Raw genomic sequence first — 22,609 nt, 5'->3', positions numbered from 1 at the left:
GCAATAGTCTGCCGCCTAACAAATATTAGTAAATGGATGAGATAAACTGCTGTAATCGTTCTGAATCCGGGTTTGTAAATAGCTTAGCTGGATTTCCCTGTTCTTCCACTAAGCCTTGATGTAAAAACATCACATGGTTTGATACGTCACGCGCAAACGCCATTTCGTGCGTGACCACCAGCATAGTTCGCCCTTCATCTGCCAAATCTCTCATTACCCCCAGAACTTCTCCTACAAGTTCTGGGTCAAGCGCAGAAGTTGGCTCGTCAAACAACATCACCTCTGGGTCAACTGCTAGCGCACGGGCAATAGCGGCACGTTGCTGCTGGCCGCCAGATAAGTGCCCAGGGTAATAATCTTTACGCTCATACAAGCCTACTTTCTTAAGCAAGACTTCTGCGTTTTCAATCGCTTGAGCTTTTGGCACGCCTAGGACATGAACAGGCGCCTCAATCACGTTTTCTAGTACGGTTAGGTGAGACCAGAGGTTGAAACCTTGGAAAACCATTGCCAGGCGTGAGCGAATACGTTGGACTTGCTTTTCATTAGCAGGAACAGATTCACCTGCTCTGTTGTTCTTCATTTGGATTAATTCACCATTTACCCAAATTTCGCCCGCGGTAGGCGTTTCTAGCAAGTTGATACATCTGAGAAAGGTACTCTTACCTGAGCCGGAAGAGCCAATGATGGAGATAACATCTCCTTTGTGCGCGGCAAGTGAAATGCCTTTTAAAACTTCATTTTGTCCAAATGTTTTGTGCAGGTCTTTTATATCTAGCGCTGGTACATCATTCATGCGCCCTACTCCCTGTGTTTTTGTCACTGCAATTAAGGGACTCCGCCCTCTCTAATTCGGAACAAATTAGCACCGCCCCTTGAAACTTGCAACAAATTATTAACCTAAATAATTCGAATAGAAAGATACGATAAACAAATTAATATGCAATATATAGCAACATATTCTTCAAAAGTTGAATATTAAATATAAAAAAGCCCCTTTCAAAGGGGCTTAATAAATTTACAAAAGTGTTAATTGAAACCTATTCGAGGTCGCAATGAATTAATTAAAACGACTGACTACCAACGAGTTTGAAGTACGTAATGTCACTTCATTTTCTAAGCCTTCTTTTTCAGAAGTAATGATGCCATCTAGGTCTTCATCTAGTTCAGGCTCTGACGCTTCACCATTGGAGAAGAAGCTCATGAAAACTTTAGAATCAATATTACTATCTTCATTCACTACTAAAGCAGTGCGATTAAAATCGTCCGAAGCTGAAACCTTCAAACCGTTAACGGCCGATGTTGGGAAGTTGTAGTAATGCAATTCAGGAACAACAACAGAATCACTATCACTTGTTGTGAAAATGCGATGTGTGACTCTGTAGTCGCCTGAAGTTGCAAAGTAAGCGACACGAGTAAAGCCTTCAGTAGACGATGTTAAGCCCATGTCCAGATCAATCACGGACTCTGCACTTCCTTGCGTTGATACACTTGGTTTTGTGTTCGGCAGGTTATCAATATTTAAGTAAGCACTCGGATCAACGTCAATATCCCATCCGTCAGAGATCGTTTCGTTAAGTAGAGACTCCCAACCATTAACTTGATTCTCTGAGAACGCCATGTATACCCAAGTTTCTTTATTCGTTGCACTAGGGCGATTATATTCAACGGCCGTTTTATCCAGCTTCAACGCGTCATATGCAAAACCGTTAGTAACAAAGCCAATGTTGAGCGAGTCGTAAGTATAGTCAGAAGACGAATAAATGTTTGACGTATTATCCGCTCTAACTAAGGCTATCTCACCAGTTCCCCACGAACCAATACCATACTGGTAAAGCGCTTTGTCACTTGAACCTGATTCATACTGAAACAATGCCGTTGGTTCACCTTTAAGCCCCATCAGTTCATCAGTAGGCAACATATCAGGGTTCGGAGACGTGAAAATATCGGTTTGCGAGACAAAGTTGTAATCTCCGCCACCTGATTCAGCGTTTCGGTAATCTAAGTTAGTAAACTTATTGCTTGCTACGTTACCGCCAGTAAAGCATTTGTTCAAAGAGTCTCGGTTTAGTGCAAAAGTAGCATTACGTAGTTTCTTATCTTGCAAGAACTCTTTTGAAAACGTGTTTACGCGAGCTTCTTTGCCGTTAAATTCTATTGCTTGAAACGTTACAAAGCCGCCGTCAGGGATATCTTCAAGATAAAACTTAAAGTTATCAGTGGTAGGTTTGATAATGTCTCCGGATCTTTTGCCATCGGCATCAGAGTAGTAACCGATAACATAGTTGGTCACTTGCTCTTTTGACGCTGCACTGTAGGTTAAAACCGTTTTATCGCCGTTCAGCTCAGTTTTGTGGTCATATACAGTACAACCTTTCGTAGTTGCTTCACTTTCAGTCATTGTTGCTGGTATAGCAAAATCAAAAGTAAACGCAGTTTTCGGCGCTGCACCACCGCCACCGCCGCCACCGCCGCCGCAACCGACCATTAACCCTGAGATGATTGCCACTAGTGGCAGTACTTTAAGCTGTTTCATGTCTTTTTCCTAAACTGAGCGGCAATGATTAGCCAAAAAATTGTCTTTGCTCTGTCCAAAGCAAGAATAAAGCCAGCTTTATATAATCACCGTGAATATTGACATTTAATCTGCATCTCGTGCAAAAGGACAAAAAGTTCTAATTTTATGCAACTTGTGTAATGAAATTACACAAGATCTCCGCATCTCATTCGCATGCCAGAAACTTTCTGTAGTTTTATTTCACAACCATTCTTAAAGTGATCTAAATCAATCACCCTAAATGGCTATCTTGCTAGACTCCTGCCAAAAGATGAGGCTTTTTTTGTGCCTCAACACAATAAGTTATTAGCTATGCTTAGGCACAGTGTCGACGTGTAACAAATCTAACAATAGCTAGCATAAGCGTGCCGCAGGATGCGGATTAACACAATTGAATGAAGAATTCATAACTTTTAAATATATGAGGAATCTATGTCAGACGCAGTTAACAAAACGCACTCTGATTCAGATATCGAGACCAAGAGCTACCGTGAGCTTCATCGTCCAGCATCTGAGTTCGCAAGCCGTTCAGACTACCTAGACCACGAACTACAAATTATGAAGCCACGTCGTTTTGGCTTGAACTTGCCAGGTCGTGACTTCCGCTTTGAGCTTGAAGACCTTGTTCCAGCGCTTGCTGGTACTATCGGTATTATCGCAATGTACTCTGCGGTAATGATGTCTTGGGCTGAAGGTCTTACTGCAGCATGGGACCACGTAAACTTAGGCAAGGACTTTGCTATCGAAGTTGCGCGTGTAGAAATGCTCATCCCTGCACTTCTTTTCTGTGTACTTGCCTCTGGTTTTATTAACCCTAAAGCCAACCTAGCAGGCAACCACGGCCCAATGATCCCTCTTATTGGTACCATCGCTCTTGCTGGTGCTCACCCTCTTGCATTAGCAATTCTCATTGGTGTGTTTGGTTTGATTTTGAGCCTCTTAAAAGGTGGGTCAAAACTGGTTAACCTCACCTCTGAAGGTACGGCTGGTGGCCTTCTTATTTTCCTAGGTTTAACCGGAACCATGAGCCAAATTAACTCTATTCAAGCTTGGGCTGTTGGTTTGCAATCCGATACGGTTGCCGCTGGTAGCATGGGTTACATCGGTCTAATTGTTCTTGCGGTTACCATTGGCTTATACGCGTTCCTTGCTAAAGTGAACAAACGCTGGCTAGCGATCCCTGTTTGTGCCTTCACTGGGCTTGCAATCGCACTTGCTCTTGGCGCAGGCTTCGATATTAAATTCGTAACCGAGACAGGCCTTCCAAACCTAAATCCAATCTACTGGTGGGGTTCAACAGAAGAAGGTTGGATGCTTGGTCTTCCTAATATGGAACACTTCATCGCTTCTCTACCATTCGCCATTCTTGCGGTAGCAATGTGGTCACCTGACTTCTTGGGTCACCGTATCTTCCAAGAGATGAACTATCCACGTAAGAGTGAGAAAGTGCTGATGGACGTTGATGACACAATGACAATGTGTTCCGTTCGCCAAATGGTCGGTACTGCAGTGGGTGGTGGTAACATCACATCATCTTGGGGGACTTACATGATCCCTGCTGCAATCGCGAAACGCCCTATTCCTGCTGGCGCCATCTTACTAGGCTCTCTATGTATTATTGTTGCAATCCTTGGTTTTCCTATGGACGTTGCAGTATGGCCTCCAGTTATGCGCGTTGCTCTTCTCGTTGGTGTATCTCTACCACTGCTTGAAGCTGGCATGCAGATGGTGAAGGACTCGAAAGACTCACAAGCAGCAGGTATCTGTATCTTTGGTTCTGCCGTTGTTAACCCAGTTCTAGCTTGGGCACTAACTATGCTTTTAGATAACAACGGTTTAATTGGAGATAAAGAGCGCGCGTCTCGCCTATCATTTGTAGACAAGATTGTGATCCCAGTAAGCGTACTTGTTATCTGTTTAGTTGCTATGCTTGCAGTTGGTATGCTTGAAGGCCAGTATGGCATCCAAGCTTGGCTATAAGCTAGCAGTCCAGAAATTTGTGGGTAGCGCTCGTCGCTACCCCATTTTTATCGAGATTTTTGAGGATTTATTGATTTAGTTTAAGGTTTGCAAAAAAATTTTAGTTTAACCTCTAACTGTTGCTTAAAAAGAAAAACGTTAAAACTAGTGACAATATTTATAGTTTTGTAAATCGAATACGTAAATTTAAGACTATAAATATTGTTATTCATAAGAGTGTACTGTTCCCCTCTTTTATCTGGGGATAGCTGGCTCAACGGCGAAGCAGTACGTATTTTTTTCTACTAAAAAGGTAGGTATGTCATGGCAGAGCAATTTGCTAAAGCTTGGGAAGGTTTTGCTGCAGGCGACTGGCAAAACGAAGTAAACGTTCGTGATTTCATTCAGAAGAACTACACTCCGTACGAAGGCGACGAATCTTTCCTAGTTTCTGAAGGTACTGAAGCGACTAACAAGCTTTGGGCTAAGGTAATGGAAGGCATCAAACAAGAGAACGCGACTCACGCTCCTGTTGATTTTGATACTTCAGTTATCTCTACCATCACTGCTCACGATGCAGGCTACATCGAAAAAGACCTAGAAACTATCGTAGGTCTTCAAACTGACGCTCCTCTAAAACGTGCGATCATCCCTAACGGTGGTATCCGCATGGTTGAAGGTTCATGCAAAGCCTACGACCGCGAGCTAGACCCACAAGTTAAAAAAATCTACACAGAATACCGTAAAACTCACAACCAAGGCGTTTTCGATATCTACACTCCTCAAATCATGGCGTGTCGTAAATCTGGCGTACTGACTGGTCTTCCAGATGCATACGGTCGTGGTCGTATCATCGGTGACTACCGTCGTGTTGCTCTATACGGTATTGACTTCCTAATGAAGGATAAATTCGCGCAGTTCTCTTCTCTACAAGAGCGTTTTGAGAACGGCGAAGACCTACAAATGACAATGCAGCTTCGTGAAGAGATCGCAGAGCAACACCGTGCTCTAGGTCAAATCAAAGAAATGGCTGCAAAATACGGTTGTGATATTTCTCGTCCTGCTGAAACTGCGCAAGAAGCTATTCAGTGGACTTACTTCGGTTACCTAGCTGCTGTTAAATCTCAAAACGGTGCGGCTATGTCTCTAGGTCGTACTTCTACGTTCCTAGACATCTTCATCGAACGTGATATCGCGGCTGGTAAGCTAACTGAAGAACAAGCTCAGGAAATGATCGACCACTTCGTAATGAAACTACGTATGGTTCGTTTCCTACGTACTCCTGAGTACGATGATCTATTCTCTGGCGACCCTATCTGGGCAACTGAGTCTATGGGTGGTATGGGTCTTGACGGTCGTACGCTAGTTACTCGTACAAACTTCCGTTTCCTAAACTCACTATACACTATGGGTCCTTCTCCAGAGCCAAACATCACTGTTCTTTGGTCTGAGCAACTACCTGAAGGCTTCAAGAAGTTCTGTGCGAAAGTATCTATCGATACTTCTTCTATTCAGTACGAAAATGACGACCTAATGCGTCCAGACATGAACTCTGACGACTACGCGATCGCATGTTGTGTATCTCCAATGGTTGTTGGTAAGCAAATGCAGTTCTTCGGTGCTCGTGCGAACCTTGCAAAAACAATGCTTTACACCATCAACGGTGGTGTGGATGAGAAGCTAAAAATCCAAGTTGGCCCGCAAATGCCTAAGATCGAAGGCGATGTTCTTAACTACGATGAACTGTGGGAGAAAATGGACCACTTCATGGATTGGCTAGCGAAACAATATGTGACTGCACTAAACGCTATCCACTTCATGCACGATAAGTACAGCTACGAAGCGGCACTAATGGCTCTACACGACCGTGACGTTAAACGTACTATGGCTTGTGGTATTGCTGGTCTATCTGTTGCAGCTGACTCACTATCTGCAATTAAATACGCAAAAGTTAAGCCAATTCGTGACGAAGACGGTCTAGCAATCGACTTCGAAATCGAAGGCGATTACCCTAAATTCGGTAACAACGACCCACGCGTTGATGACATTGCATGTGAACTTGTTTCTGTATTTATGGGCAAAATCCGTAAGCTTAAGACTTACCGTGACGCAATCCCTACTCAGTCAATTCTTACTATCACTTCAAACGTGGTTTACGGTAAGAAAACTGGTAACACGCCTGATGGTCGTCGTGCTGGTGCTCCATTTGCTCCAGGTGCAAACCCAATGCACGGTCGTGACGAGAAAGGTGCTGTAGCATCACTAACTTCAGTTGCTAAACTGCCGTTTGCTGACGCACAAGATGGTATCTCTTACACATTCTCTATCGTACCTAACGCACTAGGTAAAGATGAGGGTTCACAACGCGCTAACCTTGCTGGTCTGATGGATGGTTACTTCCACCACGAAGCGGGTATCGAAGGTGGCCAACACCTAAACGTGAACGTTCTTAACCGTGAAACTCTAGAAGACGCAGTTAAGCACCCAGAGAAATACCCTCAGCTAACAATCCGTGTATCTGGTTACGCTGTTCGCTTCAACTCTCTAACTGCAGAGCAACAAGCTGACGTAATCGCACGTACATTCACTGAGTCTCTATAAGACTATAGCGAAATAACGTTCTAGTAATACAACAAAGGCTGATGCTAAGTAGCATCAGCCTTTTTTTATTTCTTGAATGAAAGTTGTGATATCGCGAAAGACTTTTGCCCGCATTCTTACGTATGATGCGAAAAAAGTTAGCAAATAAAGTCTATGAGATTTAGTAAATTAATTATTCTTACCCTTCTTTCTCCAGTTGCAATAGCATCCACTAAGTCTACGGTTTCTTTTACCATCGACAACGATGGTATTTTTGGCGTCGATCAAGACTATACGAATGGTGTTTTCCTTTCGTACGCGACAGACCAACTGATACAAGAAAGCCAATGGAAATGGCTGAGTCTAGCTAACTCAGAGCACGCCAATATCGATAAAATAGAGTTGGTTCTTGGCCACAAAATGTGGACTCCAAGCGACATTGAAGCCGATTATCCACTAATCAATGATCGCCCATATGCCGGTTACCTACACACCGAAATCAACTACCTTTCCCTAACGAGTGACAAAGCTGTACGGTACAATTTCACCATAGGAGCTACGGGTGAAAGTTCGCTATCAGAAAAGGCGCAAGAAATCGTTCACGGCATAACAGGATCGACGGACCCTCAAGGTTGGGATTACCAGATTGAAGATAAAGTTGCGTTCAGCCTTGGTTACCGCGTATTTAACAAATTGATGCGCAGCGAAGAACAAAAAACACAATGGGAGATCACCAACATTAACGACATCAATGCGGGTAACTTCCGTAGTGATGTCTCTCAAGGCGTCATGTTTCGTTGGGGTACAAACCTAGCGAATAGCATCGGAGCCGCCAATATCAGTGTCGAAAGCCCTTTTTCAGCAAGTATGATCGCTCAGAACACGTCGAGTTGGTTCTTGTTCACCGGGTTTGAAGGTCGTTACCGCTTTAATGACATGACTATCGAAGGAGATCGTCCTGGCATTCCTGAACCATCAGCGCCATACGACGTCACTCTGCAAAATTGGCAAGCAAGTGCCGTCGCGGGGGTATCTTGGTACAACCAAAATTACGGTGCAAGCATCACCTTTACAATTAAAACACCGGATTATGAAGAAGCCCAAACCGATGTTTATGGGACAGGCTCGTTCTCCGTGTTCGCCTTTTTCTAAAAACTGGATTATCCCAGCATCGAAGTCAATCTAGATACACGGCAAGTTCTCGGGGTAGGTATTAACCACCTCGTGTTCAAGCGTTTATGTAGATTGGCTCCATCTATTTTCTTTCTTCAAATAACCTTGCCTTTAGTACCGACAAAGCTGTTTTAACCCTGCTTTTTGTAATAAAATAACAGCTAGAATTTACTAGTAATGAGAGCAAAAGATGTCAACAGCTGGTCGTATTCACTCATTTGAGTCATGTGGTACCGTAGACGGACCTGGTATTCGATTTATCGTCTTCTTGCAAGGTTGTTTAATGCGCTGTAAGTATTGCCATAACCGCGATACTTGGGACACGCATGATGGCAAAGAAGTCACGGTTGAAGAAATCATTTCCGAAGCGAAAAGTTACCGCCACTTCATGAATGCATCAGGCGGTGGCGTTACTTGTTCTGGCGGCGAAGCGATGCTTCAACCGGAATTCGTACGTGATTTTTTCCGCGCTGCTAAAGCCGAAGGCATTCATACATGTCTAGATACTAACGGTTATGTTCGTAAGCACACTGATGTTATCGATGAAGTACTGGATGCAACAGACTTAGTCATGCTTGACATCAAACACATGAAAGACGAAGTGCACCAAGATCTCATTGGTGTATCCAACCGACGCACATTGGACTTTGCTCGTTACTTGCAAAAAATCGGAAAGAAAACATGGATTCGCTATGTCGTCGTGCCTGGTTACACAGATGACCCAGAAGCAGCACACATGCTTGGTGAATTTATTAAAGACATGGATAACATCGAAAAGGTCGAGTTACTTCCTTACCACAAATTAGGGGCTCATAAGTGGGAAGCGTTAGGCTTAGAATACCCACTCGAAGGAGTAAACCCGCCACCGAAAGAAACCATGGATGAAATTCAATCCATTCTTGCTCAATACAACGATAACGTAAAATACTAAGTGAACCGCAAGACTAACCTCTTTAAAATACCAGCTTATTGCTGGTATTTTTTTGATTATATCTAAGCCTTATCAGTGAGTTTCTCTGCGGTCATTTAGGTATAAAAAGAACGATAGAAATGATTGCGTCATGTTCGCATAGGAAGGAAGTAACATGGATTTGTTTAACTTAGGCTCTCTTGTTGTCTCAATTTGGATAGTAGTAGTCTACTGCCTACCAGATTGGAAAAAAGTCGTTTGGCCCAAACTGGAAAAAGAAAAAGGATTTCAGCACCTCGTTTTTGCAACGCTCTTCTTTTTCAGTATTTTATGGACAGCTCAAGCAGGTGTAAAAGAAGGATTACAGATTCATTTTCTTGCACTAACAACACTGACGATGATGTATGGTTGGCGCATGGCATTTCTAATCAGTATCCCTGCAATGCTGGTCAACCACCTACTACATGATGTGTCCTTGCTACTCTTACCCACGTCGTTAGTTCTATCTGCCCTAATTCCGATTTTCATTAGTTACTTAGTGTTTCTTCTGAGTTACCACTACTTACCACGAAACATTTTTGTTTTCATCTTCGTTGCTGGATTTTTCAATGGCGCGATAACAGGAAGTCTGCACCTCATCATTAACTCTTTTTATCACCTATCAGTTGGTCACTACGATTGGGAAACCATTCAACATAACTACTTTGTTTTTGTGCCGTTGCTCGCCTTTCCAGAAGGTCTATTAAATGGTATGGCACTGGCGGTTTTAACCGTATTCAAGCCAGAGTGGCTGAGAGTATTTTCAGACCGAGACTACATATACAATCATTACCATAAATAAGTGTTTTCAAACTGGTCAAAAGTGACAGTTCTTGCCATTTTTTAGTATTAAATATGTGTTGAGATCATGTTTCACTCATGTCTTAAGCGTTAACCTAAGCACATTAAAAATGTATTAGATATCTAGTGAGGTCACCATGGAAATGTCAAACGCTCAACGTTTGATTCTATCAAACCAATACAACCTTATGTCTCAACTTGATCCAAGTAATGCGGCCAAATACAAACGCTTACAAACGATCGTTGAACGTGGTTATGAACTACAAATGCGAGAGTTGAACAAAGATTTCGGCTGCCTCTCAGAAGCAGAGTGTCGTGAGATCATCGACGTTATGGAGATGTATCATGCGATGCAAGAGTCTTACAACATGCTAGACGATGAAGATCGTAGCAACGTGGATCAACGTCGCTTGAAGTTCTTGGGATTTGATATCGCTTCAGAAGCGCAACAAGTACATTACGTACGTTTTCTCATCGATTCTGAAGGTTTGTACCCTCAGTTTGACAAGGCAGATCATCACTTTAACAGCCAAATGCCGATGCTAGATAAATACCGCCGTATGCTGCAAACTTGGCGTAACTGCCCTCGTCAGTATCATTTATGTGAAAACGAACTAGCGCAAATCTTCAGCGCATAAAATGGTCGTCTAAGAATGAGGAGAGCGCCCGCTCTCCTTGTTATTTACCCTGTCACAAACTTATCTAAGACTTTGCTCTCTTCCTACCTCTTTCACTTGCCTTGCTCAATGTAGAACAACGAATCACTGAGACTCTTCCGTCTTTGCCAAATATTTGATTTCTATTGCACCTATTCACGACATAAATTCGTCCTTAATAAAAGAGTGATTCAAATGTCACTTTTACAATAAATTCATAATTGTTAAGCAAAATTGCAAATCCCCGACTAGGCTTAAGTAGAGAAAGGCTGTGATTGAAAAATTCATATCCACCGCTCACCGTTGTAACGAAAAAACCGTCCATAAAGCAAAGTCTTTGGTGTCGCCAATCTTACATTCTGTACGAACCAAATGTGATAACAGGACGTATATTCAAACAACAACGAGCATAACTGTTGGTGGAAAGCCTGAATCAACGTTCGTCGGTAGACTGACTATTAAAGGGGAAAGCGACATGAGTATTTTCGACCACTATCAATCAAGATATGAAGCTGCAAAAGATGAAGAGATGTCGTTACAGGAGTTTTTAGCCCTGTGTAAAGATGACAAAAGCGCTTATGCTAATGCAGCAGAACGCCTACTGATGGCGATTGGTGAACCAGAGATAATCGATACGGCAAAGGATCCGAGACTAAGCCGAATCTTCTCGAATCGTGTTATCTCTCGTTATGAAACCTTTAAAGACTTTTATGGCATGGAAGATGCTATAGAACAAATTGTGTCTTACCTAAAACATGCGGCGCAAGGCCTAGAAGAGCGTAAGCAGATTCTTTACCTACTCGGCCCTGTAGGTGGCGGTAAGTCTTCGCTTGCAGAAAAGCTTAAGGCTCTGATGGAACAGATGCCTATTTATGTTCTTACTGCTAACGGCGAACGCAGCCCAGTGAATGACCATCCATTCTGCCTATTCAAAGCCACAGAAGATGGCGATATTTTGAAAAAAGAGTATGGCATCGAGCACCGTTATCTTCGCTCGATCATGTCTCCTTGGGCCGCTAAACGTCTTCACGAGTTTGGTGGTGATATCACCAAATTTAAAGTAGTGAAAGTACGCCCTTCTATCCTTGACCAAATCGGTATTGCCAAAACTGAACCAGGCGATGAAAACAACCAAGATATCTCATCATTGGTTGGTAAAGTCGATATTCGTAAGCTTGAACACTATTCGCAAGACGATCCAGACGCTTACAGCTACTCCGGTGCGCTGTGTAAAGCAAACCAAGGTTTAATGGAATTCGTTGAGATGTTCAAAGCACCAATCAAAGTGCTTCACCCGCTGCTAACAGCAACGCAAGAAGGCAACTTCAACGGTACAGAAGGCCTTTCTGCGATTCCATTCGACGGTATGATTCTGGCTCACTCAAACGAATCTGAGTGGCAGACCTTCCGTAACAACAAGAACAATGAAGCGTTCTTGGACCGTGTTTATATTGTGAAAGTACCTTACTGTCTACGTGTTTCAGAAGAAGTCAAAATCTACCAAAAACTTCTCGAAAACAGTGAGTTATCTCAAGCCCCTTGTTCACCAAGCACACTCGAGACTCTGGCACAATTCAGTATTCTTTCTCGACTTAAAGAGCCTGAGAACTCGTCCATCTTCTCTAAGATGCGCGTATACGACGGTGAAACGCTGAAAGATACGGATCCAAAGGCAAAAAGCTATCAAGAGTATCGTGATTATGCTGGTGTCGATGAAGGCATGAACGGTCTCTCAACACGTTTTGCCTTTAAGATTTTGTCACGCGTATTTAACTTCGACCAAACCGAAGTGGCAGCCAACCCTGTACATCTATTCTATGTGATTGAACAACAGGTTGAGCGCGAACAGTTCCCTGCTGAAACAGCAGAGAAATATCTCGAGTTCTTGAAAGGCTACCTAGTACCTCGATACGTTGAATTTATCGGTAAAGAGATTCAGACCGCTTATCTTGAGTCTTACTCTGAATACGGCCAAAACATCTTCGACCGATATGTCACCTATGCAGACTTCTGGATTCAAGACCAAGAGTACCGAGATCCAGAAACTGGTCAGCTATTTGATCGCTCTTCACTGAATGCTGAGCTAGAGAAGATCGAAAAAACAGCTGGTATTTCTAACCCGAAAGATTTCCGAAACGAAATCGTTAACTTTGTGCTTCGTGCGAAAGCGAATAACAATGGTCAAAACCCGGTTTGGACCAGCTACGAAAAACTGCGCACAGTAATCGAGAAGAAAATGTTCTCCAATACCGAAGAGCTACTTCCGGTTATCTCATTTAATGCGAAAACCTCTTCTGAAGATCAGAAGAAGCACGACGACTTTGTCGCTCGCATGATGGAAAAAGGCTATACCGAGAAACAGGTTCGCCTACTTTCTGAGTGGTACCTACGAGTACGTAAGTCATCCTAACCCAGTATTGAGTTAGGTCGCTTGTGAAACATGAAGAGGGCTATTTCATGGCGCAATTTATAGACCGAAGGCTCAATGGCAAGAACAAGAGCGCTGTTAATCGACAGCGCTTCTTGAAGCGCCACAAAGAGCAAATAAAAGAGTCGGTAGCAGACGCAGTGAATCGACGCTCGATTACGAATACGGAAACGGGCGAAGACGTCTCTATCCCTCACAAAGACATCAATGAGCCTATATTTCATCAAGGCAAAGGTGGTGTTCGCGAACGAGTTCATCCCGGTAACGATCAATTTATTGCTGGTGATAAAATTGAGCGTCCCAAAGGTGGCGGTCAGGGTAGCGGCTCAGGAGAAGGGAACGCCAGTCCAGATGGAGAAGGCCAAGACGAATTTGTATTCCAAATATCAAAAGATGAGTACCTCGATATTTTGTTCGAAGATCTCGAGCTGCCTAATCTAGAAAAAAACCAAATTGCCAAAATCACTGAATGGAAAACACACCGTGCAGGCTTTCAAACTGCCGGTATCCCTTCCAATATCGCCGTAGTACGTTCTCTGCAACAATCTCTTGCGCGCCGTACTGCAATGACTGCCGGTAAGAAACGACTTCTTAAAGAGTTAGAAGACGAACTTGCTCGCATCAAAAATATTGAACCTGCTCAGCAGTTTGAAGAGAACCGCTTGAAGGCTGAAATTGAAGAACTGCGCAAGAAAATCGAAAGCGTGCCGTTCATCGATACCTTCGACTTACGCTTCAAGAACTATGAGAAACGCCCGGTACCATCGAGCCAAGCGGTCATGTTCTGTCTAATGGACGTATCCGGTTCGATGGATCAGGCAACGAAAGACATCGCAAAACGCTTCTATGTTCTTTTGTACTTGTTCTTAACTCGTACCTACGAGAATGTCGAAGTCGTCTTTATCCGCCACCATACCCAAGCGAAGGAAGTGGACGAGCACGAATTTTTCTACTCACAAGAAACCGGGGGCACCATTGTATCTAGCGCACTCAAGTTAATGGATGAAATAGTAAAAGAGCGATACCCGATTGGTCAGTGGAACATATATGCAGCTCAAGCATCCGACGGTGACAACTGGGCAGATGATTCGCCAAGGTGCCGGGATCTATTAGTGAACAAATTACTTCCAAACTGTCAGTACTACTCTTACATAGAGATCACACGGCGCTCGCACCAAACTCTATGGCATGAGTACGAAAAACTCACTGAAGAGTTTCCTAATTTCGCAATGAAAAACATTCGCTCTGTGGAGGATATTTTCCCAGTCTTTCGTGAACTATTCCAAAAAGAAACGGCGTAAGGAGGCTAGCGATGAATACCGCAACGAGAAACCTCTCAGGAGAGGCGCCTAAGAAGCGTAACAGTAAAGTGTTGCCAGATGGACCAGATTGGACATTTGAGCTGTTAGAGCGATACCACAAAGAAATTAAGCGTGTCGCGGAGCATTATCGCCTAGACACTTACCCTAACCAAATAGAAGTGATTACTTCAGAACAGATGATGGATGCCTACTCAAGTATCGGCATGCCAATCAATTACAATCACTGGTCATTTGGTAAAAAATTCATCCAAACAGAGCAGAACTATAAACATGGTCAAATGGGGCTAGCCTACGAGATTGTGATTAACTCCGACCCTTGTATTGCTTATTTGATGGAAGAAAATACGGTAACAATGCAAGCACTCGTTATAGCGCACGCGTGTTACGGCCATAACTCTTTTTTCAAAGGTAATTACCTATTCCAAACGTGGACTGACGCCAGTTCTATTATCGACTATCTGCTGTTCGCCAAAAAGTACTTAGCCGAATGTGAAGAACGATATGGCGTAAAAGAAGTGGAAAAGCTTCTCGACTCTTGTCACGCGTTAATGAACTTTGGTGTAGACCGCTACAAGCGTCCAGAGAAAATCTCAATTACAGAGGAAAAAGCAAGACAAGAAGAACGCGAAGCATACCTACAATCTCAAGTTAATGAGCTTTGGCGCACGGTACCAACAGCCAAGACGAAAGAGGAAGACATTAAAGAGCGATTCCCAAGCGAGCCTCAGGAAAATTTGCTCTACTTCTTCGAAAAACATGCTCCGTTGTTAGAGCCATGGCAACGTGAAGTTGTTCGGATCGTCCGTAAGATCAGTCAGTATTTTTATCCGCAAAAACAAACGCAAGTCATGAATGAGGGCTGGGCAACGTTCTGGCACTACACCATACTCAACCATCTTTATGATGAGGGCTTGGTGTCTGAAAAGTTCATTCTAGAGTTCTTACATAGCCACACCAGTGTCGTGGCTCAGCCGCCTTATAACAGTCCTTACTTTAATGGCATTAACCCCTACGCGTTAGGCTTTGCCATGTTCCGAGATATTAAGCGTATCTGTGAAGAACCAACTGATGAGGACAAGGAGTGGTTTCCAGACTTGGCAGGAACCGACTGGTTAGATGCAGTGCATTTCGCGATGCATAATTTCAAAGATGAAAGCTTTATTAGCCAATACCTTTCTCCGAAATTAATGCGTGATTTCAAGTTGTTTGCGATCAACGATGATGATCATAAGAACTTTATTGAAGTCGCTGCGATACACGATGAGATGGGTTATAAACGCATTAGAGAAACCCTAGCCGCTCAGTATAACTTATCTAATCTTGAGCCAAACATTCAGGTGTTTAATGTCGATGTCCGTGGTGATCGCTCGCTTACGTTGCAGTACGTTCCTCACAACCGCATCCCACTTGATGATAGTTACGAAGAAGTTCTAAAGCACGTGTATCGATTATGGGGCTTTGATGTCATTCTCCAAGAAGTGAAAGACACCGGTCACCGAGAGGTGTTAGCGACCTGCCCTAAACGGAACCAATACGACACTAACATTTAACTAATACCGCGATACAAGTAAAACAAAAAGGCTCCTAATTCAGGAGCCTTGTTTATTCTTAAATCTATATGAGCATTTGTTACGCTTGCTTTGCAACAATCGCGCGCACGGCTTCTAGATCTTCGGGCGTATCAACGCCTGCTGCTGGTGCTTCTTTCGCTACCGCCACATGAATTTTTTCACCGTACCAAAGCACTCGCAGTTGCTCAAGACACTCAATCTGCTCTAATGCACTTGGTGCCCAGTTGACATACGTATTAATGAAACCAGCTCGATAAGCATAAATACCAATATGACGCATTAATGGGTTGGCAATGGTTTTGTCTTGTTTAGCAAAGTTATCGCGATCCCAGGGGATGGTTGCTCGACTAAAGTACATCGCATAGCCTTGCTCATCTGCGACAACTTTAACAGCGTTCGGGTTGAACACTTCCTCTTCCGAGTCTATTTCTACAGCTAACGTCGCCATCGGGGCTTCACACCCAGATAAGTTATCAGCAACCTGACGAATGATGGACGGCGGAATCAAAGGCTCATCCCCTTGCACATTAACAATAATGTGGTCTGACGGAATAGCCATCTTTTCAACAACTTCGGCAAGACGCTCCGTACCTGATTCGTGGTGGGGAGAGGTCATACAAACTTTACCACCAAATGACGAAACCGCTTTCGCAACACGCTCGTCATCAGTTGCAACGATGACATCTTCCGCACCCGCTTGTAGCGCTTGTTCATAAACCCACTGAACCATAGGCTTACCACCAATATCCGCTAGCGGTTTACCAGGCAAACGGCTCGATGCGTAGCGCGAAGGGATGACAACCGTAAAAGACATTAGCGTCCCTCATCCATGCTCATAGTGCGAGCTTCAGGCTCTAGCAGAACTGGAATACCCTCTTTGATCGGGTAAGCAAGGCGATCCAATTTGCAGATCAACTCTTGATTATCTTTATCGTACGTCAGCTTACCTTTGCAAACAGGGCAAGCTACAATCTCAAGTAGACGGTGATCCATAAGCCGCTTTAACCTCTTTTATTCTATTTAAAATTTGCTCTGCATCGTTTGATTCAAACTGGGCAGATACAGGCAGATACCACCAATTATCTTGCGCATAATGGCTGCACTTGACGGCATCTTTCTCGGTCATAACCACATTGGTCCCTTGTTGAGCCAATGCTTCTAATTCTTGTTGATCAAAGTCTTGATGGTCAGCAAAACCTTTTGTGACTTTAACATCTGCGTTCATCGAGTTTAGTGTATGAAAAAACCGCGGAGGATGCCCAATGCCCGCAAATGCGACGAGATCTTTCAACTCCGAGACATCCACATGTTGCTTAGTCTTAAGATTAATAGCTTTAGAGGGTGCTAAAGCCATTGCGATTTCGCCCGTATGCGCTTGACCGCCATTGGTGATGATAAAGTCGACTTCTTTAAGTCGCTCAATACCTTCACGTAAAGGACCTAATGGAATCAGGCTTTCATTCCCAAACCGGCGATTCCCATCCACAATCACTAACTCAATATCACGGCCTAACGCATAATGTTGTAATCCATCATCCGTAATTATGATATCCACATCCAAATCTAGCAGTGCTTTCACTGCATTTGAACGCACAGGATCTACCGCAACAGGTGCTCCTGTACGGCGATGAATCAACTTAGGTTCATCGCCACAATGCTTCGCTGGCGTATCTTCTTTTAGCACTAACGGATAGGCAGGAGCCTTTGCCCCATAACCACGAGAAACAACCCCCGGCTTAAAGCCCATTTGCTGTAGTTGCTCAACAAGCCACACAACAACTGGTGTTTTACCATTGCCACCAGCAGTGATATTGCCAACCACAACAACAGGTATTGGCGCATTATAAGCTTGCTTGCGGCCAGTTTGGTATTGCTTTCGCTTTGACTTGCTTATCGTTCCAAATAATAAACTCAGTGGCCACAAAAGCGGCCACAAGAGGTATTTTATTGGATGGTTTTCAAACCAGATTTTTTCAACCACCGCGCTTATTCACCAAACTGAATACGGTGCAATTGTGCATACGCACCATTTTTCTTAATAAGCTCAGCGTGGTTGCCACGTTCAATGATGGCACCATCATCAACCACAAGAATTTCATCGGCTTTCTCGATTGTGGATAAGCGGTGCGCTATTACAAGTACCGTTTTATCTTTTTGCAGCTCATCAAGTGCAGCTTGAATAGCTCGCTCGGATTCGGTATCCAAAGCCGAAGTTGCCTCATCAAGAATCAGCACTGGAGCATCACGCAATAGAGCTCGCGCAATCGCAACACGTTGGCGTTGACCACCAGACAAGCTAGCACCATTTTCACCAATCATGGTATCAAGTCCATCATCCATTTTGCTGATGAACTCCATCGCATGCGCGAGTGTTGCCGCTTTCTCGATATCACTGCGCTCATATTGGCCATCCGTTGCGTACGCAATATTGTTTGCTATCGTGTCATTAAACAAATGAACATTTTGCGATACTAGTGCAAATTGCTGGCGTAAATTCTTTAGCTCGTAATCACGAATATCATGCCCATCTAATGTGATAGATCCACTGTCAACATCATAGAAGCGGTTGAACAAGTTCGCGATGGTACTTTTACCTGAGCCAGAACGGCCAACTAGCGCCACCGTTTTTCCTCTTGGAATATCGAAGCTGACATTTTCCAATGCTGGTTTTTCTGCACCAGTGTAAGTAAAGCTTACGTTTTTAACTGAAACATCGCCATTTGCGCGTTCAACTGTCAACTTACCTTCGTTTTTCTCAGGCTCGAGGTCAATTAACGCGAAGAGCGTTTGGCTCGCGGCCATACCACGTTGGAACTGAGAAGTAACGTTAGTCAGCGCTTTAAGTGGGCGCATCAGACCAAACATTGCAGAGAAGACAACAGTAAATGTACCTGGAGTCAGTTGCTCTTTAATCGAATCAATACTTGCTAAATAAAGAACGGCAACAATTGCAAGTGATGCAATCATTTGGATGATAGGGTTAGCCGCCGCTTGAGCCGTCACCAACTTCATGCTTTGTTGACGCATTTGGTTGCTGACTTTTTCAAATCGTTTACGTTCGATGTCTTGGCCGCCATAGCTCAACACAACTTTATGGCCTTTCAGCATCTGCTCTGCTGATGCAGTTACGTTACCCATCATGGTCTGCATATTTTTGGATATTTTTCTAAAACGTTTAGAAACAACACCAATACCCCATGCTACAACGGGAGCAACAGCAAACAGCACTAGCGACAACTGCCAGCTGTTGTAAAACATCAAAACTAACAGACCAATGATACTTGCGCCTTCACGGACAATGCTCACCAACGCTTGGCTAGTTGCCGCTGACACTTGCTCTGAGTCGTAGGTTATACGCGACAATAAATTGCCCGTCTTTTCCTTATCAAAGTAAGACACTGGCATATGCATAAAGTGATTGAACACCATGCGACGGACTTGCATAACTACGTTGCCAGATACCCAGCTCAAACAGTAGGTGGAGACAAATCCACTTATGCCACGGATGAACATCATGGCAAAAATAATCAATGGAAGCGTGCGTAAAAAATCAGATTCAGCGTTCCCAAAACCTTCATCGAGTAGTGGTTTTAGCAGGGAAATCATATAGGTATCTGATATGGCATTAATAACTAATGCAATGACTGCAACGACAAGACCTGACTTATAAAGGCGAATAAATTGCCATAGACGCTTAAACGTCTGCCAAGTCGTTTCATCAGTATTTATCGACATAGAAGTGCTTTATTTTCTTACATTAAGACTCTCATTCTACTCCCTTACGCAGCATCTGCCTATACCAAGGCTCAAATGTATCGCTACGTTTGGTTTCTGAGCGCCAATTATCACGGTGAATAAAGAAGCTTACCTGACCACCCTCACCAGTATCAAGCCAAGTAATGCCAAGCTTTCGGTATGAAGCAACGACATTTTCCGCTGGCATTCCCCATCGATTGTTTTTTGCTAAAGAAGCAACCGCCACACTCGGGCTCACCGCCTCGATAAATCGAGGATTCGATGAACTTTTACTCCCGTGGTGAGGGACTAGCATCACATCGCTTTGTAACTTTCCGGGTTCTCTAAGCAAAATCCACTCGCTAATGGCCTCAATATCACCAGTAAAAAGCATACTAAAGTTAGAAATAGGGTCAGTAAGTCGTAATACACAGGAGTGCGGATTATACGCACGTTGAACAAGTGCAGGAGGCCAGAGCACTTCCATCTTTAATCCTTGCCATTTCCATTGGTCGCCTCTAGTGCAAGGTTCATATCCGATAAAGAATTGACTACTAAGTTTACGCTGTGGAGAAAAGGCATCTTCAATGAAAAAGCGGCCGCCTGCGTGATCATTATCGGAATGGCTTAGAATCAGTGTATCTATGCTTTCATAACCTCGTTGATGCAAAACCGGAGTGACGACCTGCTCTGCGATACTGCCACTTTGCCATGCTTTACCAGTGTCATACAGCAACACCTTGTCGTCTTTTTCTACAACCACTGCAAGGCCATGACCTACATCTAATACATCGATACGCCAATGCGGTTCATACTCCGCTGCAAACTTGATACTAATAACGATGCCGAGTAACAAATACCACGCGTACTGAGACATGAACCGTTGAAATATTAAGCAAACCACTATCACCATAACCAGCATTGTCATTTCCATGCTAATGGGTTGCCAAGAACCTACTGCGTACTGTATTGACGTGCTCAATGGCTGTAATGACCAGTCCACCAAATGCCACAGAGGCTTCGCTATCATTTCAAGAAACAAAGATGAGAACAGGGCTAGAAACATCAAAGGTACAACGATAAATCCGAACCAAGGAATAAATACCAAGTTGTAGGCTATTGAGGACAAACTAAAACCGGAGAAGAAATGGCCACTAACAGGTACGATTAAAGCGCTCAACATCAATTGAGTAAGCAATAACGCTTTTAATCGCGCTTTCCAACCTCCCCTTTGATGTCGAATCAAATTAATTGCGAACAATACCGCACAAACGGAGAGGTACGATAACCAAAAGCTCATACTGTAGGATGCAAAAGGTTGGACAAGCAGTTGTAGAGATACTGCAAGCAAAAGAACTCGCCAAGAAGTCCAGTGCACCAGAGTATACTTCAGGAGAACGTAAACAACGCATACCGACACTGCTCGCGTAGTAGGCAGAGAGAAATCCGCTAACCAAGCGTAGGCAACAGCGAAGATCAGCCCATATAAGCTAGGTAACAACTGGTATTGGGGTAATAGATAACGAACGGTACCGCCCACGACTAGCCCAAAAGTAAACGCCATACCAATATGTAAACCAGAAATGGAGACCAAATGCAGTAAACCACTGTCCCTGAGCGCTTGCCAATCTTCCTTAGACAACCAAGAACGGTCAGCAAAAACTAACGCACTTATTAACGAGAAATGATGAAGGGAAGACACATCATCAGCGACATCGGCAATAATGGATTGACGCAGAGATACATTAGAACGAACAATCCACTGAGCGTCTTTGTTAACAACCGCTCGGGCGATAATATTTTTACCCATCGCGTGCTTTTCAGCATCAAAGCCAGCTTCGTTGCGTAGACCTATAATCGGCTTTAACGAGATGGATGTCGTAAACTCACTGTTAACATCGAGTGGAAAAGGCGTAATAAGACGGATTTTAGGTTTAAGAAAAGGTAACAGAGTTTGAGAATTTACCGCTTCTATAGCGACAATACCTTCATAACCGTGACTTATTTGCGTAAAAGGGCTGTCAACTTTACCAATTATGGTAATATTCTCCCCTGCTTGAAAAAGGGCTTGTCTCTGAGACTCCAATACATTGCCGTGGACGATGACAACCATAAAGCCCGCAATTGCGCCTATGCTAATTAAGCCACGACGTAATTTGATTATTGAGCCAGTGGTTATTATTCCCAGCAGCAACCAACGCCAATCTGGTATTGTCGGCCACCAAGCTGACGAGATTACGCTCGCTACAAATAACGCCAAGGTCCAACTTTTTTCTGAGAGAGTCATGCTGTCCTATGCCTAGAAAGCTGATAAAACGCTTCATGCCAGATCATGAATTGATCAAACGCCAAAAAGCATTGAAGGTCTTCGGCAATGTGTTGTACAACCCAAACTTGTGGTGCTTAAACCGCCGCTCGGCATCAGGGGCTTTTGCTGTCGGGTTATTTATGGCTTTTGTTCCGCTGCCGAGCCAAATGATCATGGCCGCTGGTTTGGCCATTATGTTGGGTGTCAATCTGCCCCTCTCCGTCGCTTTGGTATGGATCAGCAATCCTATCACTATGCCTGTGCTATTTTACTTTGCGTACAAGCTAGGTGCTCTAGTGATGCGTCTTCCCCCGCAACCTTTTCACTTTGAACTATCGTGGGAATTCATCATGCAGCAAATGAGCACCATTGGACCTCCATTTCTATTGGGCTGCGCAATTTGTGGGGTTGTATCCGCGATTATTGGCTACTTCGGAATTCGAGGGCTTTGGCGCTACTCCGTGGTACGGAGCTGGCAAAAACGCAAAATAAGATAAGACCTTACTGCGTAAAAATCAGCATTTGAGCTATCAGTTGAGGGGCATCTAACAGTTAGAATGAAACGCGATG

The 22,609-nt window shown here is 43.8% G+C and carries 17 protein-coding genes; 10 read left to right on the top strand and 7 right to left on the bottom strand.

From position 1 onward, the window contains the following. Nucleotides 1-25: 25 nt before the first annotated feature. Both R7190_RS04385 and R7190_RS04380 read right to left on the bottom strand, forming a co-directional pair. A complete protein-coding gene (locus R7190_RS04385) occupies nt 26-796 on the bottom strand; it encodes an ABC transporter ATP-binding protein (RefSeq protein ID WP_005378438.1) in 771 nt (256 codons plus the stop codon). A 264-nt stretch (nt 797-1,060) separates the two neighbouring features. Then, entirely contained in the window at nt 1,061-2,536 is a 1,476-nt protein-coding gene (locus R7190_RS04380) for a 54K polar flagellar sheath protein A (protein WP_318137516.1), read from the bottom strand. A 453-nt stretch (nt 2,537-2,989) separates the two neighbouring features. On the opposite strand from R7190_RS04380, the gene R7190_RS04375 reads away from it, so the two are divergent. The 9 genes from R7190_RS04375 (at nt 2,990) to R7190_RS04335 (ending at nt 15,975) form a co-directional block, all read left to right on the top strand. Further along, the gene (locus R7190_RS04375) at nt 2,990-4,537 is read left to right on the top strand and encodes a DUF3360 family protein (RefSeq protein WP_005378441.1); all 1,548 of its coding nucleotides are present in this window, start codon (nt 2,990-2,992) and stop codon (nt 4,535-4,537) included. 303 nt (nt 4,538-4,840) lie between these two features. Then, on the top strand, nt 4,841-7,117 hold the full coding sequence (pflB, locus tag R7190_RS04370; protein WP_005378442.1) for a formate C-acetyltransferase: 2,277 nt from the start codon (nt 4,841-4,843) through the stop codon (nt 7,115-7,117). A gap of 153 nt (nt 7,118-7,270) precedes the next feature. Beyond that, nucleotides 7,271-8,248, top strand: coding sequence for a lipid A deacylase LpxR family protein (locus R7190_RS04365; RefSeq protein WP_053303245.1), 978 nt, complete (start codon nt 7,271-7,273; stop codon nt 8,246-8,248). Nucleotides 8,249-8,459: 211 nt separating this feature from the next. Next, on the top strand, nt 8,460-9,200 hold the full coding sequence (gene pflA / locus R7190_RS04360; protein WP_005378444.1) for a pyruvate formate lyase 1-activating protein: 741 nt from the start codon (nt 8,460-8,462) through the stop codon (nt 9,198-9,200). 154 nt (nt 9,201-9,354) lie between these two features. Then, on the top strand, nt 9,355-10,020 hold the full coding sequence (locus tag R7190_RS04355; RefSeq protein ID WP_054575461.1) for an energy-coupling factor ABC transporter permease: 666 nt from the start codon (nt 9,355-9,357) through the stop codon (nt 10,018-10,020). A 136-nt stretch (nt 10,021-10,156) separates the two neighbouring features. Continuing rightward, a complete protein-coding gene (locus R7190_RS04350; RefSeq protein ID WP_005378446.1) occupies nt 10,157-10,657 on the top strand; it encodes a YfbU family protein in 501 nt (166 codons plus the stop codon). 493 nt (nt 10,658-11,150) lie between these two features. Then, nucleotides 11,151-13,085 (top strand): PrkA family serine protein kinase, encoded by a 1,935-nt coding sequence (locus tag R7190_RS04345; protein WP_005378447.1) that lies wholly within the window; start codon nt 11,151-11,153, stop codon nt 13,083-13,085. A gap of 47 nt (nt 13,086-13,132) precedes the next feature. Further along, a complete protein-coding gene (locus tag R7190_RS04340) occupies nt 13,133-14,404 on the top strand; it encodes a YeaH/YhbH family protein (protein ID WP_186584396.1) in 1,272 nt (423 codons plus the stop codon). A gap of 11 nt (nt 14,405-14,415) precedes the next feature. Beyond that, nucleotides 14,416-15,975, top strand: a complete 1,560-nt coding sequence (locus tag R7190_RS04335) for a SpoVR family protein (RefSeq protein ID WP_005378449.1) — start codon at nt 14,416-14,418, stop codon at nt 15,973-15,975. Between the two features lie 79 nt (nt 15,976-16,054). Here the strand turns inward: R7190_RS04335 and kdsB are convergent, their stop codons facing one another. Genes kdsB through R7190_RS04310 form a run of 5 tightly spaced genes read right to left on the bottom strand, consistent with a single transcriptional unit; the run spans nt 16,055 to nt 22,018 of the window. Next, entirely contained in the window at nt 16,055-16,810 is a 756-nt protein-coding gene (kdsB, locus tag R7190_RS04330) for a 3-deoxy-manno-octulosonate cytidylyltransferase (protein ID WP_053349434.1), read from the bottom strand. Then, nucleotides 16,810-16,989 carry a Trm112 family protein gene (locus tag R7190_RS04325; RefSeq protein ID WP_005378451.1) on the bottom strand — a complete coding sequence of 60 codons (180 nt, stop codon included), beginning with the start codon at nt 16,987-16,989 and terminating at the stop codon, nt 16,810-16,812. Before R7190_RS04325 ends, kdsB begins: the two co-directional genes overlap by 1 nt. Then, nucleotides 16,970-17,977: a tetraacyldisaccharide 4'-kinase gene (gene lpxK / locus R7190_RS04320; RefSeq protein ID WP_186584397.1), complete on the bottom strand. Its 1,008-nt coding sequence runs from the start codon at nt 17,975-17,977 to the stop codon at nt 16,970-16,972. Before lpxK ends, R7190_RS04325 begins: the two co-directional genes overlap by 20 nt. Before the next feature lie 5 nt (nt 17,978-17,982). Continuing rightward, complete coding sequence (gene msbA, locus R7190_RS04315; protein WP_186584398.1) at nt 17,983-19,731, bottom strand: lipid A ABC transporter ATP-binding protein/permease MsbA; 1,749 nt, start codon at nt 19,729-19,731, stop codon at nt 17,983-17,985. 31 nt (nt 19,732-19,762) lie between these two features. Continuing rightward, the gene (locus tag R7190_RS04310; protein WP_186584399.1) at nt 19,763-22,018 is read right to left on the bottom strand and encodes a DNA internalization-related competence protein ComEC/Rec2; all 2,256 of its coding nucleotides are present in this window, start codon (nt 22,016-22,018) and stop codon (nt 19,763-19,765) included. 8 nt (nt 22,019-22,026) lie between these two features. Between R7190_RS04310 and R7190_RS04305 the strand changes: the two genes are divergently transcribed. Continuing rightward, nucleotides 22,027-22,536: a DUF2062 domain-containing protein gene (locus R7190_RS04305; RefSeq protein WP_005387834.1), complete on the top strand. Its 510-nt coding sequence runs from the start codon at nt 22,027-22,029 to the stop codon at nt 22,534-22,536. The last annotated feature ends 73 nt before the right edge of the window (nt 22,537-22,609 follow it).

It is taken from the genome of Vibrio sp. 1078-1 (assembly GCF_033340475.1).
The sequence above is the reverse complement of the archived record's forward strand: the minus strand, read 5'-3'. Positions and strand labels throughout refer to the sequence as shown.

What these genes read in the sequence shown, in the direction of transcription:
- R7190_RS04305 (WP_005387834.1), top strand. Translation starts at nt 22,027, where the DNA reads ATGCCTAGAAAGCTGATAAAACGCTTCATGCCAGATCATGAATTGATC.
- msbA (WP_186584398.1), bottom strand. Translation starts at nt 19,731, where the DNA reads ATGTCGATAAATACTGATGAAACGACTTGGCAGACGTTTAAGCGTCTA.
- R7190_RS04310 (WP_186584399.1), bottom strand. Translation starts at nt 22,018, where the DNA reads ATGACTCTCTCAGAAAAAAGTTGGACCTTGGCGTTATTTGTAGCGAGC.
- R7190_RS04385 (WP_005378438.1), bottom strand. Translation starts at nt 796, where the DNA reads ATGAATGATGTACCAGCGCTAGATATAAAAGACCTGCACAAAACATTT.
- R7190_RS04380 (WP_318137516.1), bottom strand. Translation starts at nt 2,536, where the DNA reads ATGAAACAGCTTAAAGTACTGCCACTAGTGGCAATCATCTCAGGGTTA.
- pflB (WP_005378442.1), top strand. Translation starts at nt 4,841, where the DNA reads ATGGCAGAGCAATTTGCTAAAGCTTGGGAAGGTTTTGCTGCAGGCGAC.
- R7190_RS04335 (WP_005378449.1), top strand. Translation starts at nt 14,416, where the DNA reads ATGAATACCGCAACGAGAAACCTCTCAGGAGAGGCGCCTAAGAAGCGT.
- R7190_RS04365 (WP_053303245.1), top strand. Translation starts at nt 7,271, where the DNA reads ATGAGATTTAGTAAATTAATTATTCTTACCCTTCTTTCTCCAGTTGCA.
- R7190_RS04340 (WP_186584396.1), top strand. Translation starts at nt 13,133, where the DNA reads ATGGCGCAATTTATAGACCGAAGGCTCAATGGCAAGAACAAGAGCGCT.
- R7190_RS04325 (WP_005378451.1), bottom strand. Translation starts at nt 16,989, where the DNA reads ATGGATCACCGTCTACTTGAGATTGTAGCTTGCCCTGTTTGCAAAGGT.
- R7190_RS04345 (WP_005378447.1), top strand. Translation starts at nt 11,151, where the DNA reads ATGAGTATTTTCGACCACTATCAATCAAGATATGAAGCTGCAAAAGAT.
- R7190_RS04350 (WP_005378446.1), top strand. Translation starts at nt 10,157, where the DNA reads ATGGAAATGTCAAACGCTCAACGTTTGATTCTATCAAACCAATACAAC.
- R7190_RS04375 (WP_005378441.1), top strand. Translation starts at nt 2,990, where the DNA reads ATGTCAGACGCAGTTAACAAAACGCACTCTGATTCAGATATCGAGACC.
- kdsB (WP_053349434.1), bottom strand. Translation starts at nt 16,810, where the DNA reads ATGTCTTTTACGGTTGTCATCCCTTCGCGCTACGCATCGAGCCGTTTG.
- R7190_RS04355 (WP_054575461.1), top strand. Translation starts at nt 9,355, where the DNA reads ATGGATTTGTTTAACTTAGGCTCTCTTGTTGTCTCAATTTGGATAGTA.
- pflA (WP_005378444.1), top strand. Translation starts at nt 8,460, where the DNA reads ATGTCAACAGCTGGTCGTATTCACTCATTTGAGTCATGTGGTACCGTA.